This window comes from Krasilnikoviella flava (genome assembly GCF_900167525.1).
Classification (GTDB): domain Bacteria; phylum Actinomycetota; class Actinomycetes; order Actinomycetales; family Cellulomonadaceae; genus Isoptericola; species Isoptericola flavus.
This window is the reverse complement of sequence record NZ_FUZQ01000002.1, coordinates 1-15,028: the sequence shown is the minus strand read 5'-3', so window position 1 is coordinate 15,028 and position 15,028 is coordinate 1. Positions and strand designations below refer to the sequence as shown.

The 15,028-nt window shown below is 72.8% G+C and carries 10 protein-coding genes; 1 reads left to right on the top strand and 9 read right to left on the bottom strand.

From position 1 onward, the window contains the following. Positions 1-132: 132 nt before the first annotated feature. Positions 133-1,830 (top strand): ABC-F family ATP-binding cassette domain-containing protein, encoded by a 1,698-nt coding sequence (locus B5Y66_RS04700; protein ID WP_079571905.1) that lies wholly within the window; start codon positions 133-135, stop codon positions 1,828-1,830. 107 nt (positions 1,831-1,937) lie between these two features. Here B5Y66_RS04700 and B5Y66_RS04695 read toward each other — a convergent pair whose 3' ends face one another. The 9 genes from B5Y66_RS04695 to B5Y66_RS04655 all read right to left on the bottom strand — a co-directional run bounded on the left by B5Y66_RS04695 (position 1,938) and on the right by B5Y66_RS04655 (position 15,001). Further along, complete coding sequence (locus B5Y66_RS04695; protein ID WP_079571903.1) at positions 1,938-4,997, bottom strand: glycoside hydrolase family 2 TIM barrel-domain containing protein; 3,060 nt, start codon at positions 4,995-4,997, stop codon at positions 1,938-1,940. Further along, entirely contained in the window at positions 4,994-5,914 is a 921-nt protein-coding gene (locus tag B5Y66_RS04690; protein ID WP_079571899.1) for a carbohydrate ABC transporter permease, read from the bottom strand. The genes B5Y66_RS04695 and B5Y66_RS04690 overlap by 4 nt, the downstream gene beginning before the upstream one ends. Beyond that, a complete protein-coding gene (locus B5Y66_RS04685) occupies positions 5,911-6,873 on the bottom strand; it encodes a carbohydrate ABC transporter permease (RefSeq protein WP_079571896.1) in 963 nt (320 codons plus the stop codon). The genes B5Y66_RS04690 and B5Y66_RS04685 overlap by 4 nt, the downstream gene beginning before the upstream one ends. Continuing rightward, complete coding sequence (locus B5Y66_RS04680; RefSeq protein WP_079571894.1) at positions 6,870-8,204, bottom strand: ABC transporter substrate-binding protein; 1,335 nt, start codon at positions 8,202-8,204, stop codon at positions 6,870-6,872. Before B5Y66_RS04680 ends, B5Y66_RS04685 begins: the two co-directional genes overlap by 4 nt. A 177-nt stretch (positions 8,205-8,381) precedes the next feature. Continuing rightward, positions 8,382-9,530, bottom strand: coding sequence for a Gfo/Idh/MocA family protein (locus B5Y66_RS04675; protein ID WP_079571891.1), 1,149 nt, complete (start codon positions 9,528-9,530; stop codon positions 8,382-8,384). Between the two features lie 57 nt (positions 9,531-9,587). Next, a complete protein-coding gene (locus B5Y66_RS04670) occupies positions 9,588-10,913 on the bottom strand; it encodes an ABC transporter substrate-binding protein (protein WP_079571888.1) in 1,326 nt (441 codons plus the stop codon). A gap of 51 nt (positions 10,914-10,964) precedes the next feature. Next, positions 10,965-13,295: a rhamnogalacturonan lyase gene (locus B5Y66_RS04665; protein ID WP_079571885.1), complete on the bottom strand. Its 2,331-nt coding sequence runs from the start codon at positions 13,293-13,295 to the stop codon at positions 10,965-10,967. Positions 13,296-13,409: 114 nt separating this feature from the next. Beyond that, a complete protein-coding gene (locus tag B5Y66_RS04660) occupies positions 13,410-14,066 on the bottom strand; it encodes a hypothetical protein (RefSeq protein WP_139820742.1) in 657 nt (218 codons plus the stop codon). Between the two features lie 50 nt (positions 14,067-14,116). Beyond that, positions 14,117-15,001 (bottom strand): carbohydrate ABC transporter permease, encoded by an 885-nt coding sequence (locus B5Y66_RS04655; protein ID WP_079574329.1) that lies wholly within the window; start codon positions 14,999-15,001, stop codon positions 14,117-14,119. Positions 15,002-15,028: the final 27 nt, after the last annotated feature.

Here is a 15,028-nt window from a genome sequence, read left to right as displayed (position 1 = left end):
CGGCGATGGGAACTCTGTGAGCACACCCGCGCCGACGCGTCGAGCAGGTCCGACAGCCTTGCTCCGCGTCGGCGTCCGCGCGCCCGCCGTCCTCCACGGTCGCCGACGCCGGCGACGGAAGGAGTCCCACCCATGGACCCGTCACAGCTCACCCTCACCGACATCACCCTGCGCTACGCCGACCGCGTGGTGCTCGACCGCCTGTCCCTGACCGTCGCGCCGGGCGAGCGCGTCGGCGTCGTCGGGGACAACGGCTCCGGCAAGAGCACCCTGCTCGCCGTCGTCGCCGGCTCGCTGGAGCCACAGAACGGCACCCGCGTCGTGCACGCGCCGGGCGGCGCCGGGTACCTGCCGCAGACGGTCGAGCTGCCGGGGGCGAGCACCGTCGCCGAGGCGATCGACCACCTCCTGGCGGACCTCCGCACGCTCGCGGCGCAGATCGCGGCGCTCGAGGACCGGCTCGGCACGCTCGACGGCGCCGCGCTGGACGACGCCCTGCGCCGGTACGGGGCGCTCACCGCGCGCTTCGACGCCCGCGACGGGAGCGGCGCGGACCGGCGGGTCGCCGTCGCGCTGCACCGGCTGGGCCTGCCCGGCCTGGACCATGGCCGTGCGCTCGGCACGCTCTCGGGCGGGGAGCGTTCGCGCCTCGCGCTGGCGGCCACGCTCGCGGCCGACCCGGAGCTGCTGCTCCTCGACGAGCCGACCAACGACCTGGACGACGACGCCCTCGACTGGCTCACCGACCGCCTCCACGCGCACGACGGCACCGTCGTCGCGGTCACCCACGACCGCGCGTTCCTGGCCGGCCTCACCACGACGCTCGTCGAGGTCGAGGGCGGCGGCGCGCGGCGCTACGGCACCGGGTACGCGGGCTACCTCGCGGCGAAGGACGCCGAGCGCGAGCAGCTGCGGCTCGCCTACGAGCGGTGGCGCGCGGACCTGGGCCGGCAGCAACGGATCGCCGACACGAACGCGGAGGCGATGGAGCGGATCCCGCGCAAGCTGCCCATGGCCTCCTTCGGCTCGGGCGCGTTCCGTTCCCGGGCGCGCACCCACGGCGCCACCGGGCGCATCCGCAACGCCAAGGAGCGGGTGCGGCGGCTCACCGACGACCCCGCCGAGCGGCCCGCCGACCGGGCGGAATTCCGGACCGACGTCGCTACGGCCGGGCCGGCGACGGACCGGAGCGACGGCGGGGCCGACGGCACCGGCCCCGCGATCCTCCTCGACGGCGTCGAGGTGCGCGGCCGTCTCGACGCGCCGCGCCTCGCGGTCCCCCGCCTGACGATCGCCGCGGGCGAGCACGTGCTCGTGACCGGCCCGAACGGTGCGGGCAAGAGCACGCTGCTGGGCGTGGTGGCGGGCGAGGTCGCACCGGACACCGGCACGGCTCGCACCGTCGGCGCCGTCGGGCACCTGCGCCAGGCGGGCGGGTTCACGTCGCTCGACGCGCGCACGGTGCTGCACGCCTTCGCCGCCGGCCGGCCGGGCGACCTGGAGGAGCACGCGGAGGCGCTGCTCGCCACGGGCCTGTTCCGCCCGGAGGACCTGCCCCGCCCGGTCCGCGAGCTGTCCCAGGGGCAACGCTCCCGCCTCGAGCTCGCGCGCGTGGTCACCACCACGACGGACGTGCTGCTGGTGGACGAGCCGACCAACCACCTGTCCCCCGCGCTCGTCGAAGAGCTGGAGCGCGCGTTCGCGGCGTTCGACGGCACGCTCGTGCTCGTCTCCCACGACCGGACGATGCGTGAGCGGTTCCGCGGCCGGCGGATCGTGCTCGACGGCGGCGCGACCGTCGCGGACACCTCCGCCGTCCCGCCGAGGTAGTTCAGCTCCCGCCGAGGTAGTTCGTGACGCGATGTCACGAACTACCTCGGCAGGGACCGGACTACCTCGGCGGGATGTGCACTACCTCGCGACGCGCGATCGGGGCGTCACAGAGCGCGCCAGCGCAGCTCGAGGGTGCGGGCCTGCGGGCGGAGCATCGCCGTCGGCCACACGTCCGGGCCGCAGGCGCGGGAGCCCAGGCCGTGCTGGGCGGCGTCCACGTACAGGTGGTGGCTCGACGGCTCGGGCAGCTCGTGCGGGTGGGCGGCCGCCGCGAGCTCGTGGGCGGAGTGCCGGGCGAGCGTGAACCCGGGCAGGCGACCGCGCGCGTCGCGGCCGAGCGTCACGCCCGCCCACGGCCGGCCGCCGCGCTCCAGCACCAGCTCGCGCACCTCGGACCGGTGCCCGGACTCCTGCGGCCGCGCGTACGGCACGGACAGGTCGTCGATGCCCGCGCGGTGGCGCCCCACCACGACCGACCCGCGCACGTCGGGGTAGGAGTCGTGCGGGCCGAGGCCGAACCACCCCGCGCCGTCGACGTCGGTCGGGAGCGCCAGGTGCACGCCGATCCGCGGCCACACGTCGTCCCACCGGTCGTCGGGCGTCATGACGACGCGCAGCACGGCCTCCACGACACCGGAGGCGGACCGCTCGGCTGTCCACGTCTCCTCGACGGCGATCGACGCGCGGCTCTGCGCCGCCGACACGCGCCGCAGCACCCGCAGCCGGTCGGCGGTCTGCTCGACGGCGACGGTGCGGTGGGTGAGCCGGTCCAGGCCCTGGCGGCGCCAGCGGTCCGCGACCGGCGGCGCGGGCATGCCGCGCCACGGCATGGCGGTCGGGTCGCCGACGTCGTAGGACCCCATCGCGGCACCCTGGTCGTTGTCCGTGGGTGCGCGCCACAGCTCGACGCGCGGCGCGGACACGTCCGCGCCGGCCAGGTTCACCAGCTCCGGCCCGCGGAAGGCGACGGGGGCGTCCGCGAGCGCCACGCCCGCACGACGCGGCGCGCGGACGGCGGCGGGCGTCGGCAGCGCCCACTGGTCCCGCGCGACGACGTGCCCGGCGTCGGCCCACGACGCGGTCTCGCGCAGCGCGAGCTCCACGGTGAGGAACGCCTCGGCGCCCCGGCTCGCCTCCGGCAGGGACGCCGGGTCGAGCAGCCCGGCGACGGCCCGCTCCCCCGCCGCGACCGACGCGCCGTCCTCGCCGGACGCGACCACCTCGCCGTCGTGCTCGACGCGCCAGCGCAGCACGAGGTCGGCGGTGTCCGCGGTGTGGCGGCGGTTCCAGATCTCGACGCTCCCCGACGCCGGCCCGTCCACCGGCCGCACGACGACCGGCCGCTCGACGTGCCAGAACTCGGTCAGCCCCGGGCTGGGGGTGTCGTCCGACAGCACCATGCCGTCCATGACGAAGTTGCCGTCGTGCACGACCTCGCCGAAGTCGCCGCCGTACGCGAAGTACGGGGTTCCGTCGGGCGTGGTGGTGCGGATGCCGTGGTCCCGCCACTCCCAGATGAACCCGCCGTGCAGCCGCGGGTGGGTGTCCACGAGCTCGCGGTACTGGTCCAGCGCGCCCGGGCCGTTGCCCATCGCGTGGGCGTACTCGCACAGCAGGAACGGCTTGGACCGCTGCCGGGCCGAATCGGCGACGCTGCAGCCGAGCAGCGGGGAGAGCACGTCGTCGCGACCGATCGACTCCGTCTCCGGCACCGTCGAGTACATCCGCGAGTAGACGTCGGTGTACTCGCCGGCGTAGTCGCCCTCGTAGTGCACGGGCCGCGACGGGTCGCGGTGGTGCACCCATTCCGCCATCGCGGCGAGGTTGCTGCCGGTGCCCGACTCGTTGCCGAGCGACCAGAGCACGATGCTCGGGTGGTTCTTGTCGCGCTCGACGGTGCGGCGCACGCGGTCGAGGTAGGCGTCGCGCCAGCGCGGGTCGTCGCTGGGGTTGCCCACCCAGCCGCCGGCCTCGAAGCCGTGGGTCTCGAGGTCGGTCTCGAGGATCACCCACAGCCCCAGCTCGTCGGCGAGGTCGAGCAACCCGGGGTGCGGCGGGTAGTGGCTGGTGCGGATGGCGTTGACGTTGTGCTGCTTCATCTGCGCCAGGTCGCGGCGGGCATGCTGCTCGTCGAAGACGCGCCCGCGGTCGGGGTGCGTCTCGTGCCGGTTCACGCCGGAGAACGTGACCCGGCGACCGTTGACGAGCAGCCGGTCGCCGACGATCTCGACGCGCCGGAAGCCGACCCTCAGGGTGACCGTCTCGCCCGCCGACGCCACGGTCGCGTCGTACAGGTTCGGCTCCTCCGCCGACCACGGTTCCACCGCGCCGACGGCCACGGGCGCGACGTCCTCGGGCGAGGCCCATACGACGTCGACCCCGAGCTCGGGCACGCGCAGCCGCACCGGGTACGCGGCGTCGTCGGCCCGCACCTCCGGCACGAGGACGCCGTCCTGCGTGGCGGGGTCGAAGTCGGCGTCCAGCCACACGTCGTCGAGCGCGCCGACGGGCCGGTGCAGCAGGGTGACGTCGCGGAAGATGCCGGGCAGCCACCACTGGTCCTGGTCCTCGAGGTAGCTCGCGGCCGACCACTGCACCACCCGCACGGCGACGGTGTTGGCGCCGGGGCGCACGGCGTCGGTCACGTCGTACTCGTGCGCGAGCCGGCTGCCCGATGCCGAACCGACCTCGACGCCGTTCACCCACACCGTGAAGAACGACTCCACGCCGTCGAACCGCAGCAGCACGCGGCCGCTCTCGGCCCAGGCCTCCGGGACGTCGACCTCGCGACGGTAGTCGCCGGTCGGGTTCTCGTCCGGCACGTGCGGCGGGTCCACCGGGAACGGGAACTGCACGTTCGTGTAGATCGGGCGCCCGTGCGCGCCGTCGCCCTCGAGCACCCAGTGCGCGGGCACGGGGAGCTCGCCCCAGCCGGCGGCGGACGACGGCGCGTAGCCCGGCTGCGCGAAGTCGGCCGGTGCCTCGCCGTGGGGGAGCACGCCGTGGCCGCCCGGGGAACCGGGGACGCCCGCCAGGAGGCGGAAGCCCCACGTGCCGTCGAGGGAGAGCCGGGGCGTGTCCCCGGCGGGGGCGGACCGTGGCGGGTCGACCCGCCCCGACCAGGGCGCGGTGGACTCGTGCGGGAGCGGGGAGTGCAGGGTCATGCCTTGACAGCGCCTTCCGTCAGGCCGCCGCGCCAGAACCGTTGCAGCACGATCATGGCGACGGCGAGCGGGATGACCGAGAGCAGCACGCCCCCGGTGGTGAGCTCGTAGAACTCGGGCAGCCGGTCGGTCTGGCTGTTCCAGTTGTTGAGCCCGAGGGTGATCGGGTACAGGTCCTGGTCGCTCAGCATCACGAGCGGCAGGAAGTAGTTGTTCCAGATCCCGACGATCTGGAAGAGGAAGACGGTCACGAGGGCGGGCGTCATGATCCGCAGCCCGAGGGTGTGGAAGATGCGCAGCTCCCCCGCGCCGTCGATCCGGGCCGCCTCGACGAGGGAGGAGTCCACGGTGGCGTCCGCGTAGATGCGGCACAGGAAGAACCCGAACGGCGACACGAGCGACGGGATCAGCACGCTCCAGTACGTGTTGGCGAGCCCGAGCTGGCTGAACAGCAGGAACAGCGGCAGGGCCGTGGCCGTGCCGGGCACCAGGACGCCGCCGAGCACGAGCCCGAAGATGAGGTTCCGCCCACGGAACCGGTACTTGGCCAGGGCGTACCCGCCCGCCGCGGCCAGGTACGTGGCGATCAGCCCGCCCACCCCGGCGTACAGCACCGAGTTGGCGAACCAGCGGACGAAGACACCGCCGCCGTACGTGAGCACGGCGCCGAGGTTGTCGAACAGGGCGAAGGTGTTGCCGAACCAGAAGCCGTTGGTGCCGAACAGGTCGTCCGTCGTCTTCGAGGCCGCGACGACCACCCAGTACACGGGCACCAGGAAGTAGATCGCGACGACGACGAGGATGCCGGTGACGAGGATCGTCGACGCCGGACGGCGGCCGGAACGGCCCTCCCGCGGGGCGGGGACGTCAGGGACGTCGGTGCGGCGCGGCGCGGTGGAGACGGTGGCGCTGGTCATCGCGAGCTCCTGTTCGTCAGCCGGAGGAAGAGGAAGGAGAGCGCGAACGCGACGAGCGCGATGAGCACCGACTGGGCGGCCGCGACGTTGTAGTCGTTGTAGGCGAAGGCGGTCGTGTAGGCGGACAGGTTGGGCGTGAACTGCGAGTCGATCGCGGGCGAGACCGTCATGAGCAGCTGAGGCTCGGCGAAGAGCTGCAGCGTGCCGATGATGGAGAAGACGGTGGTGAGCACCAGCGCCGGGCGGATCAGCGGCAGCTGGATGCTCCACGCCGTGCGCCACGGGCCGGCGCCGTCCACGCGCGCCGCCTCGTACATCTCCGGCGGGATGGCCTTGAGCTGGGCCACGATGATGAGCATGTTGTAGCCCGCGTACGTCCAGGTGACGATGTTCGCGATGGACCACAGCACGGTGCCGGCGCCGAGGAAGTCGGGCGTGAACCCGAACAGCGTCTCGGTCAGGTCGATGATCGGGCTCAGGCCCGGCACGTAGAGGAACGACCACAGGATCGTCGCGATGACGCCCGGGATCCCGTACGGCATGAAGAAGGTGGCGCGGAAGAAGCCGGGCCAGCGCGCCGACGCGGACTCGAGCAGCAGCGCGAGCACCGTCGCGGCGACGATCATCACCGGCACCTGCACGACGCCGAACAGCAGCATCCGCCAGATCGACGCGACGAAGTTCCCGTCCTCGAGCGCGATCCGGTAGTTCTCGAACCAGGCGAAGCCCGTGGTGACACCCTGCTCGCCGAACAGGCCGGCACGGGTGACGGTGGTGAAGCTCTGCCCGATCGCCACGATGATCGGCAGCACGAACGTCAGCAGGAACAGCGCGAGGAACGGACCCACCAGGATCCAGGGCGCACGGTCGACGGCGGTGCTGCGCTTCTTCGGCGGTCGGCCCGCGACGCGCGTACCGGGCGCCGCGCCGGTCGGCGTGGTGGTGGTCTGCGTGGTCATCGCTCCGCCTTCCGGATCGTCAGGCCCTTCTGACGGAACACCTCGATGGTCCGCTCCTCCGCGGCGACGACGGCGTCGACGAGCGTGCCGCCCGTCGCCTTGCGCCGGAACCCGTCGCCGAGGATGTTGAACGTCTGCTGCGTGATCGGCCACCACTGCCAGTCGGGGTTCTGGTCCTGCGTGGCGGGCTGGAAGACCTCCGTGTTGTACCGCTGCCCGCCGAAGAACTCGCTCGGCTCCTCGCGCGCGGCCCCGATGTAGTCGCGGGCGGGCGACCACCCGATCCCGGAGTGCTCGATCATCGCGTCGATGCCCTCCGGGTCCGTGTTCATCCAGACGGCGAACTCCATCGCCTCCTTCGGGTGCTTGCTGTTCGCCAGCACCGCCGACGTCGAGCCGCCGATGAACGACGACCCGAAGCCGTGGTCCCAGCGCGGGGCGGGCGCCACGCGCCACTTCCCCTCGGCCCCGCTCACGCTCTGCAGCAGCGCGTCGCCCCAGCTCGCGCTCACCAGGGAGGCGATCTGGTCGTGCGCCGCGGCGGCGTACCAGCCGGGGGTGTAGGGGTTGGCGGCCGTGGTCACCAGGTCGTCGTCGATCACCTGGTCGAAGAAGCGCGCGACGTCGAGCGTCACCTCGCCCGCCATGTCGATGACCCAGCCGTCCTCGGCGCTGCGCAGCCACGTGGCCCCGGCCTGCATGGCGTGCGCGGTGAACACCGACGTGTCGTCCAGCGGGAAGGAGTCGATGTAGACGCCGGCGTCGCGGAACGCGGGCGCCACCTCGGCCCACTGCGCCCACGTGGTGGGGACGTCGGCGCCCACCTGCTCGTACAGGTCGGGCCGGTAGTACATCCCCACGGGGCCGGAGTCCTGCGGGATGCCGTAGACGCCGCCCGCGAAGCTCACCTGGCTCCAGAGGGTCTCGTCGAACTTGTCGGCGTGCTCCGAGACCCCGTACCGCTCGAGGTCGACCAGCCCGTTGACCAGCATGAACTCGGGCACGGTGCGCATCTCCACCTGCGCCAGGTCGGGCCCGCCGCCGGCCGCGAGCGCCGAGTACATCTTCTGGTAGCCGCCGTCGTTACCGCCCGGGATCCAGGAGACCTGCACCTGGACGCCCGGGTTCTTGGCGTTCCAGACGTCGGCGACCTTCTGCAGGTCCTTGAGCCACGCCCAGTACGTGAGCGTGACCTTCTCCCCTGCCGCGGCCGGCACCACCGGCTGGGCGTTGACCGACGTCGTGCCGGGTGTCGCGCACCCGGCGAGCATCGCCGTCGCTCCCCCGGCGAGCCCCCAGCCGAGGAGCTCCCGTCTCGTGACCTGTCGCATCCGTCCCCACTTCGTCGTGACGTCGGCCGGGGCGCGTGCCCCGGGCGCGTGTGAGCGTGGTCACGTTAACAGGGGCGCCGACCGCGCGGTCGGCGTTTCTCAGGGCGTGTCAGACCGGGCGGCGGGGGCACTGCTGGTCGAGCCTGTCGAGACCCCGGGAGCCGGGTTCCGACAGGCTCAACCAGCGGACGGGACGTCCTTGACCGGCGGCCAGGGCGTGCCGGAGCCGGCCATCGAGGCGTGGAACGGGTCGCCCTCGACGATCTCGCCGGACCGGACGGTGGCGTCCGTGAACGCGGACTTGTAGATCGCCGCGGCCAGCTCGAGGGTGGCGCGGGTGTCGGCGACCGTGACCGGCGGGGTGCGCCGCTCGGCCAGGGCGAGATAGGTGGGCACGAGCTGGGCCAGGTGGCCGCTCGCGCCGCCGTCCGACGCCTCGTGCGTCGCCGCCGCGTCCGCCGCCCACGCCTCGGCGACGTCCTCGCGCCCGGCCGCGGGGGTGATGGTCCAGCTCGTGTCGTCGTACCCGTACAGGTGCTCCAGCTCGACCGTCGCCGCCTCGGTGTCGAAGCGCAGTCGTGACGTCTGGCGCGGCGAGATCGCGGAGTTCGTGATCGTCGCCATCGTGCCGCCCGCGAACCGCACCAGCGCCGTCGAGACGTCCTCCGTGTCCGTGTGCCGCGCGAGCCTGCCGGCCATCGCCCGCACCTCGGTCCACGGGCCGAGCACGGCCAGCAGCAGGTCGAACTGGTGGATGCCGTGGCCCATGGTGGTGCCGCCGCCCTCGGTGTCGAAGCGCCCCCGCCACGGCACCTCGAAGTACTCCGGGGTGCGGAACCAGAGGGTGTCGCACTGCGCCACGTAGGCGGCGCCCAGCGTGCCGTCGTCGAGCATGCGGCGCAGCCGCTGGATCCCCGCGCCGAACCGGTGCTGCACGATCTGGGTGAACCGACCCGGCAGGCCCGCGTCGATCGCCTGCCGCTCGGCCGCCGCCAGGGCGTCGGCCTCGGCCAGCGACAGGACCGCCGGCTTCTCCACGACGACGTGCGCCCCCGCCCGCAGCGCCGCCACCGCGGCGTCCAGGTGCACCGACGGCGGCGTGCAGATGTGCACGACGTCGACCTCGCCCGCGTCGAGCAGCGCCTGCAGGTCGGTGCCGTGGTGCGGCACCCCGTGCTCGGCCGCGAACGCGGCCGCGCGGCCGGGGTCGACGTCGACGACGTGCGTCAGCCGGACGCCGACGGGCCCGCCGCGCGCGGACAGCTCGCGGACGGCTTCCGCGTGCGCGCCGGCGATCGCGCCGGCGCCCAGGATGGTGACCTTCATGTGTGCCTCTCTGCCGAGGTGGCTCGGATCTCGCGGTGACGGTGCCGGGTCAGGCGGTCAGGCGAGCTGCGAGTCCGCCATCGTGAACCACTGCTCGACGAACTCGTCCGCCGTGACGTTGCCGTACGCGAGCTCCTCGCCGAGGCGCTTGAACTCCGCCTCGAGCGCGCCGAACCCCTCCACGGGGATGGGCGCCGGCTCGGTGATGTCGTCGGCGCGCTCCTCCTCGTACTGCACCACCCGCTCGTCGACGGAGCCGGGCTCGAGCTCCATGGCGTCGCGCTGCGCCTGCGTGGCGGGCACGCCCTTCGACGTGCCGAAGATGCGGCCCACCTCGGGCTCGTTGACGAAGAAGTCGAGCAGGGCGGCCACCGCGGCCGGGTGCTCGGTGTGCGCGGAGCCCGCCATCTGGAAGGTGCGCGCGAACATGTGCTTCTCGCCGTCCGACCCGGACGGCGTGGGCAGCATCGCGATGTCGTCCTGCCCGGAGCCCGCCACGTACCCGGCGAGGAAGTTGTCCCAGCTCATCTCGAGCGCCTGCTCGTTGACGGTGAAGCCGCCCTCGGGCGCGAGCTGCTGCGCACGCTTCACCGGGAAGAACGCCCCGGCCTCGCGCAGCGCGTCCCCGGAGTGCAGCCACTCGGCCATGTCGTCGCGGGTGAAGCCGAGCTTCCCGTCGTCCGTGAACGGCGTGACGCCCTCCTGCACCAGGTGCTGCAGGAACGCCCAGAACACGCCGGTGTAGTCGTTGGCCCCGTACAGCGCGGGGTCCTCGCCGGCGCCCGTCTCGCTCGCCTCGGCGGTCCACGCCGCCAGGTCGTCCCACGTGAAGTCCTCGGCCGGCGGCTCCATGCCCAGCTTCTCCACCACGGACGGGTTGTAGAACGTGGCCCACGTGTTCGTGGCCGTCGGCACCGCGTACACGGCGTCGTCGATCGACCCCGAGTCGACGAGCTCAGGCGCGAGCTCGGTCGTGTCGATCGCCGCGTCCGACCCCTCGCCGAGGTACGGCGTGACGTCGAGCAGCTGCCCGGTGCCGGCGTACTCGCGCAGGAAGGACGAGTCGAACTGCATGACGTCGGGCAGCGAGCTGCCTGCCGCCTCGGTGGCCCGCGCCGTCCAGTAGTCGTCGAACGTCACGAACGAGCTCTGGATGGTGATGTTCGGGTGCTGCTCCTCGAAGAGGTCCAGCGCCTCGGTGTACCGCGCGGCGCGGTCGTCGTCGCCCCACCAGGCGACGGTCAAGGTGATCTTCTCGTCCGGGTCGAGCGTCTCGGCGACGCCCGACGGGGCGTCGTCCGCCGAGCAGGACGAGGCGAGCAGCGCGACGACGGCCGCGGGGGCGACGACGGCGACGAGCCGGCGACGGGCGGGGACCTTCATGGGTGTTCCTCTCTGGCGAGGTAGTTCCTGCCCCGCCGAGGTAGTTGCGGACTACTTCAGCGACGGGACGGGGACCTGCGACCAGTCGGTGTCGGACGCCAGGTAGAACCCCGGGTACGACGGCTGGTTGTAGGTGGTCTGCTGGCGGGCCACCTCGGCCCGGTACTGCGGGTCGTGCAGCAGGGTGTACATCTTGATGTCGCTCACCTCGGTGGAGGTGTAGATCCGCAGCGCGGACGAGTCCGTCGTGCGCACCAGCACCTCCTCGCGCCAGTCGCCCAGCACGTCGGCGACGAGCGACGGGTTGCCCTTGGTGTCGTTGTTCGTGCGCGTGCCCTCCAGCGTGCGGCGCACGGTGCCGTCGCCGTCGACGATCCGCGGGGTCTCCTCGCGCGAGCCGGTGACGATCTGGGTGGTGCCGTCGGCGGCCCACCGCACGGTCTGGTTGGTGCCCGGCGTGGTGGCGCGCAGCTGCTCCCCCGTGGCGCTGAGGAGCCCGGACGCGTCCGTGCCGTCGGGCATGGACGCCCAGACCTCGATGCCGGGGGTGGGGTCGACGTCGCCGACCAGGCACCGGCCGGTGTCCTTGCCCGAGAACGCCCCGAACAAGGCCTCGCCCGTCGCGGCCTCGCGCAGCACCGAGCCGTACGGCACGCCGGCACCGCCCTCGTGGCAGGTCCAGATCTCCAGGCCCGGGCGCGCCGGGTCGATGTCGGTGACGTGCATGGCGTCGCCGTGGCCGAGGTTCGCCTCGGCGCCCGGGTTCGACGACCCCTCCGGCAGGGTGTCGGACGACGAGTAGAGCAGCGTCCCGTCGTCGTCGAGCGTGGCCGCCCCATAGACGATCTCCTGCCGGCCGTCGCCGTCGACGTCCGCCGCGGACAGCGAGTGGAACCCCTGCCCCCACAGCTGCGTCAGCTCGTTCTCCGGGTCCGGCCGCACGCCCTTGTTGGCGCTGTCCAGGAACGGGTTGTTCATCGGCTTGAACCCGGAGTCCGCGGTCCAGCGCGTCGACAGGTGCCGCCCGTCCCAGTCGTAGGCCGCGATCGCGGCGCGCGTGTAGTACCCGCGGGCGAAGATCGCCGACGGGTGCTCGCCGTCCAGGTAGGCGACGCCCGAGAGGAACCGGTCGACGCGGTTGCCCGGCTCGATCCGCGTCCACTCGTAGTCGCCCCAGCGCAGCCCGTCGTCCGTGCGGCCCGGCTCGTAGTCCACGGTGTCCAGCGGCTTGCCCGAGCGGCCGTCGAAGACCGTCAGGTACTCCGGCCCGGTGAGGACGAAGCCGTCGAAGGTGCGCAGGTCGTTGCGGTCCGACCGTGCGGGCGCCCACTCGTCCACGTAGAGGTCCACCAGCTCGCGGGCGTCGTCCTCGGACAGCGGGTAGTCGTACCGCGGCTCGATGCCGAGCGCCGCCTCGATCGTCGCCGGCCACTGACCGCTCTCGACCTCGGGCTCCTCGGTCCAGCCCTGGAACAGCTCCACGAGGTGGTCCGCGTAGTCCGCGGCGCTCCAGCGGTAGTCGTCCTGGTTCGTGACGCCGGCCTTGCGGTCCGCCTTCGAGATCGGCACGTACCGCTCGTTCGCGGGCCGCCCGTCCCGGTACGTCGTGACCTTGGTGCCCGGCGCGGTCTTCACCATGACCTCGGCGGTCCCGTCGCCGTCGAAGTCCTGCACCGGGAACTGCGTGTAGTGCGCGCCCGAGCGGACGTTGACGCCCATGTCGATGCGCCACAGCTGGGTGCCGTCGAGCTCGTAGGCGTCGAGGTACGTGTTGCCCGTGTACCCCTTCTGCGACACGTCCTTGGCGCGCGACGGGTACCACTTGACGACGATCTCGAGAGCGCCGTCGCCGTCGAGGTCCGCGACGGACGCGTCGTTGGCGGAGTACGTGACCGGCTCGCCCAGCGGCGTCACGTCGTCGGCGGGCTTGTTCAGCGGGACGTCGAGGTGGTCGTCGGACCAGGCGGTCACGGGAGCGCTGGGCCTGCCGACCAGCTCCGTGCCGTGCTTGCCCTCGGTGACGGGCGCGACGGCGTAGCGCGCGGTCGCGCCGCCGCCTGCTGTCGCCGTGTCGACGTAGTTCGTGGAGTCCGTGACTGTCGCGATCCGCTTCCCGTCCCGAAAGACGACGAAACCCGGCCCGGCCATCCCGGTGTCGGTGTGCCCGGTGACCTCGTCCCCGAGCAGCCGCCAGGACAGGAACACGCCCTCGCTGGTCGAGGCGGCGACGAGGCCCCGGTCGAGGTGCTCCAGCTGGACGCCGTCAGGCCGCCCGTGGCCTCCGGTGGGGGCCGGCGCCGCGGCGGCCGAGACGCCGCCGACGGCGAGCACTCCCGCCGTCAGTGCCGCGACGGCGCCCGCGGTGGTTCTGGTCGTACGCATGGGTTCGTTCCTCTCTGCATCGTTGCATTGCGGAATCAGACAGTGTCGGCCGAGCCTGTCGAGACCACGGACCAGGTCTCGACCCGCTCGACCATCGGCGGTGTGTTGGTCGGCTCAGCCGGCCGCGGAGCGGCGGATCTCGACACCCACCACGGCGAGGGCGAGCAGGCCGCCCACCACCAGCACGAGCGGCGGCAGCATCCAGACGAAGACGACGCACAGCGCTGCCGCGACGGCGAGCAGCACGGACCCGGTCAGGTCGTCCTGCGTGCGCTGCGCGCCCGCGGCCAGCGCCTCGCGCGCCGTCATCCCGGTGGCGCTGCCGGAGGAGGTGTCGGCCCCCTCGGACCAGGCCCCCGCCGCCCGGGCCAGCACGACGACCACGGCGGCCGCCGCCACCGCGACCACCACCGCGACGACGCTCGCGCCGGGCAGCACGTCCGCCCGGGCGAGCTGCCAGTCGAGGGCGAGCAGCAGCGCCACCGCGACGGCGGCGAGACCGAGCGGCCACAGGGCCCGCACGGCCGCCCACCAGTCGCGGGCGAAGCGGGCCACCCCGATCTCGTGGCCGGTCACCTGGCGGCGGACGTGTGCCACGCCCGCCGCCAGGGACGGCACCGCGGTGACCAGAAGCAGGCTGCCCAGCGCGACCAGCACGCCGGCCAGCACCACCTCGGCGAACAGCCCGAGGGCCGCCCCGGTGCGGGTCTCGCCCGCCGCGCCGGAACGCTTCCGCCGGCCGCGACCCTCCCGCCCGGACCTTGCCGCCATGGCCACCCCTTCCGTCGCGTTCCTGTGCACCGTCTCGCCGTGTGCCATCGTCAGCCCTTGAGGCCTTGGGTGGCGACGCCGTCGACGATGTAGCGCTGGAAGAGGATGAAGAAGAGCATCACGGGCAGCAGGGCCAGGACGGCCATGGCCATCTGGGCGCCGTAGTCGGACACGGATGTCTGGTCGACGTAGAGGCGTAGCGCGATGGGCAGCGGGTACAGGTCGGGCTTCTTCAGGTAGAGCAGCGGGCCGAGGAAGTCGTTCCAGGACCAGATGAACGCGAAGATGCTGGAGGTGATGATCGCGGGGCGCATCAGGGGCAGCATGATCGAGCCGAAGATGCGGGCGTGCCCGGCGCCGTCGATGCGGGCTGCTTCGTCGAGCTCGCGGGGCAGGTTGCGCATGAACTGCACCATGAGGAACACGAAGAACGCCTCGCCGGCGAGGAACTTCGGCGCGAGCAGCGGGATGAACGTGTTCACCATGCCGAGCTCGTTGAACATGATGTATTGCGGGATGATCACGACGTGGAACGGCAGCAGCAGGGTGCCGATCATGATCGCGAAGAACACGCTGCGGCCGGGGAAGTCGATCCGCGCGAACGCGTACGCGCTGACCGTGGAGGACAGCACCACCCCGACCACGGACGCGACGGCCAGGATCATCGAGTTGCCGAAGAAGGTCCAGAACCCGACCCCGCCGATCCCGGACAGTGCGGTCGCGAAGTTGGACAACGACAGGTTGTCCGACCACAGGCTGATGTTCCCGATGATCTCGTTGCTGGGCTTGAACGAGCTCATCAGCATCCACGCCGCGGGATACAGCACCACGATCGTGCACACGATCATGAACGCGTGGAACCCGACCGACCGGACCCCCTTGCGCCGCCGCGCGGCCTGCCGCAGGGACGTGTCGATCACGCCCCGCTCACGCACCGGTGCGGGCTGGGAAAGAGTCGGGGC

Excerpts from the sequence above, each read along its gene's own strand:
- B5Y66_RS04700 (WP_079571905.1), top strand. The coding sequence starts at position 133 with ATGGACCCGTCACAGCTCACCCTCACCGACATCACCCTGCGCTACGCC.
- B5Y66_RS04695 (WP_079571903.1), bottom strand. The coding sequence starts at position 4,997 with ATGACCCTGCACTCCCCGCTCCCGCACGAGTCCACCGCGCCCTGGTCG.
- B5Y66_RS04690 (WP_079571899.1), bottom strand. The coding sequence starts at position 5,914 with ATGACCAGCGCCACCGTCTCCACCGCGCCGCGCCGCACCGACGTCCCT.
- B5Y66_RS04685 (WP_079571896.1), bottom strand. The coding sequence starts at position 6,873 with ATGACCACGCAGACCACCACCACGCCGACCGGCGCGGCGCCCGGTACG.
- B5Y66_RS04680 (WP_079571894.1), bottom strand. The coding sequence starts at position 8,204 with ATGCGACAGGTCACGAGACGGGAGCTCCTCGGCTGGGGGCTCGCCGGG.
- B5Y66_RS04675 (WP_079571891.1), bottom strand. The coding sequence starts at position 9,530 with ATGAAGGTCACCATCCTGGGCGCCGGCGCGATCGCCGGCGCGCACGCG.
- B5Y66_RS04670 (WP_079571888.1), bottom strand. The coding sequence starts at position 10,913 with ATGAAGGTCCCCGCCCGTCGCCGGCTCGTCGCCGTCGTCGCCCCCGCG.
- B5Y66_RS04665 (WP_079571885.1), bottom strand. The coding sequence starts at position 13,295 with ATGCGTACGACCAGAACCACCGCGGGCGCCGTCGCGGCACTGACGGCG.
- B5Y66_RS04660 (WP_139820742.1), bottom strand. The coding sequence starts at position 14,066 with ATGGCGGCAAGGTCCGGGCGGGAGGGTCGCGGCCGGCGGAAGCGTTCC.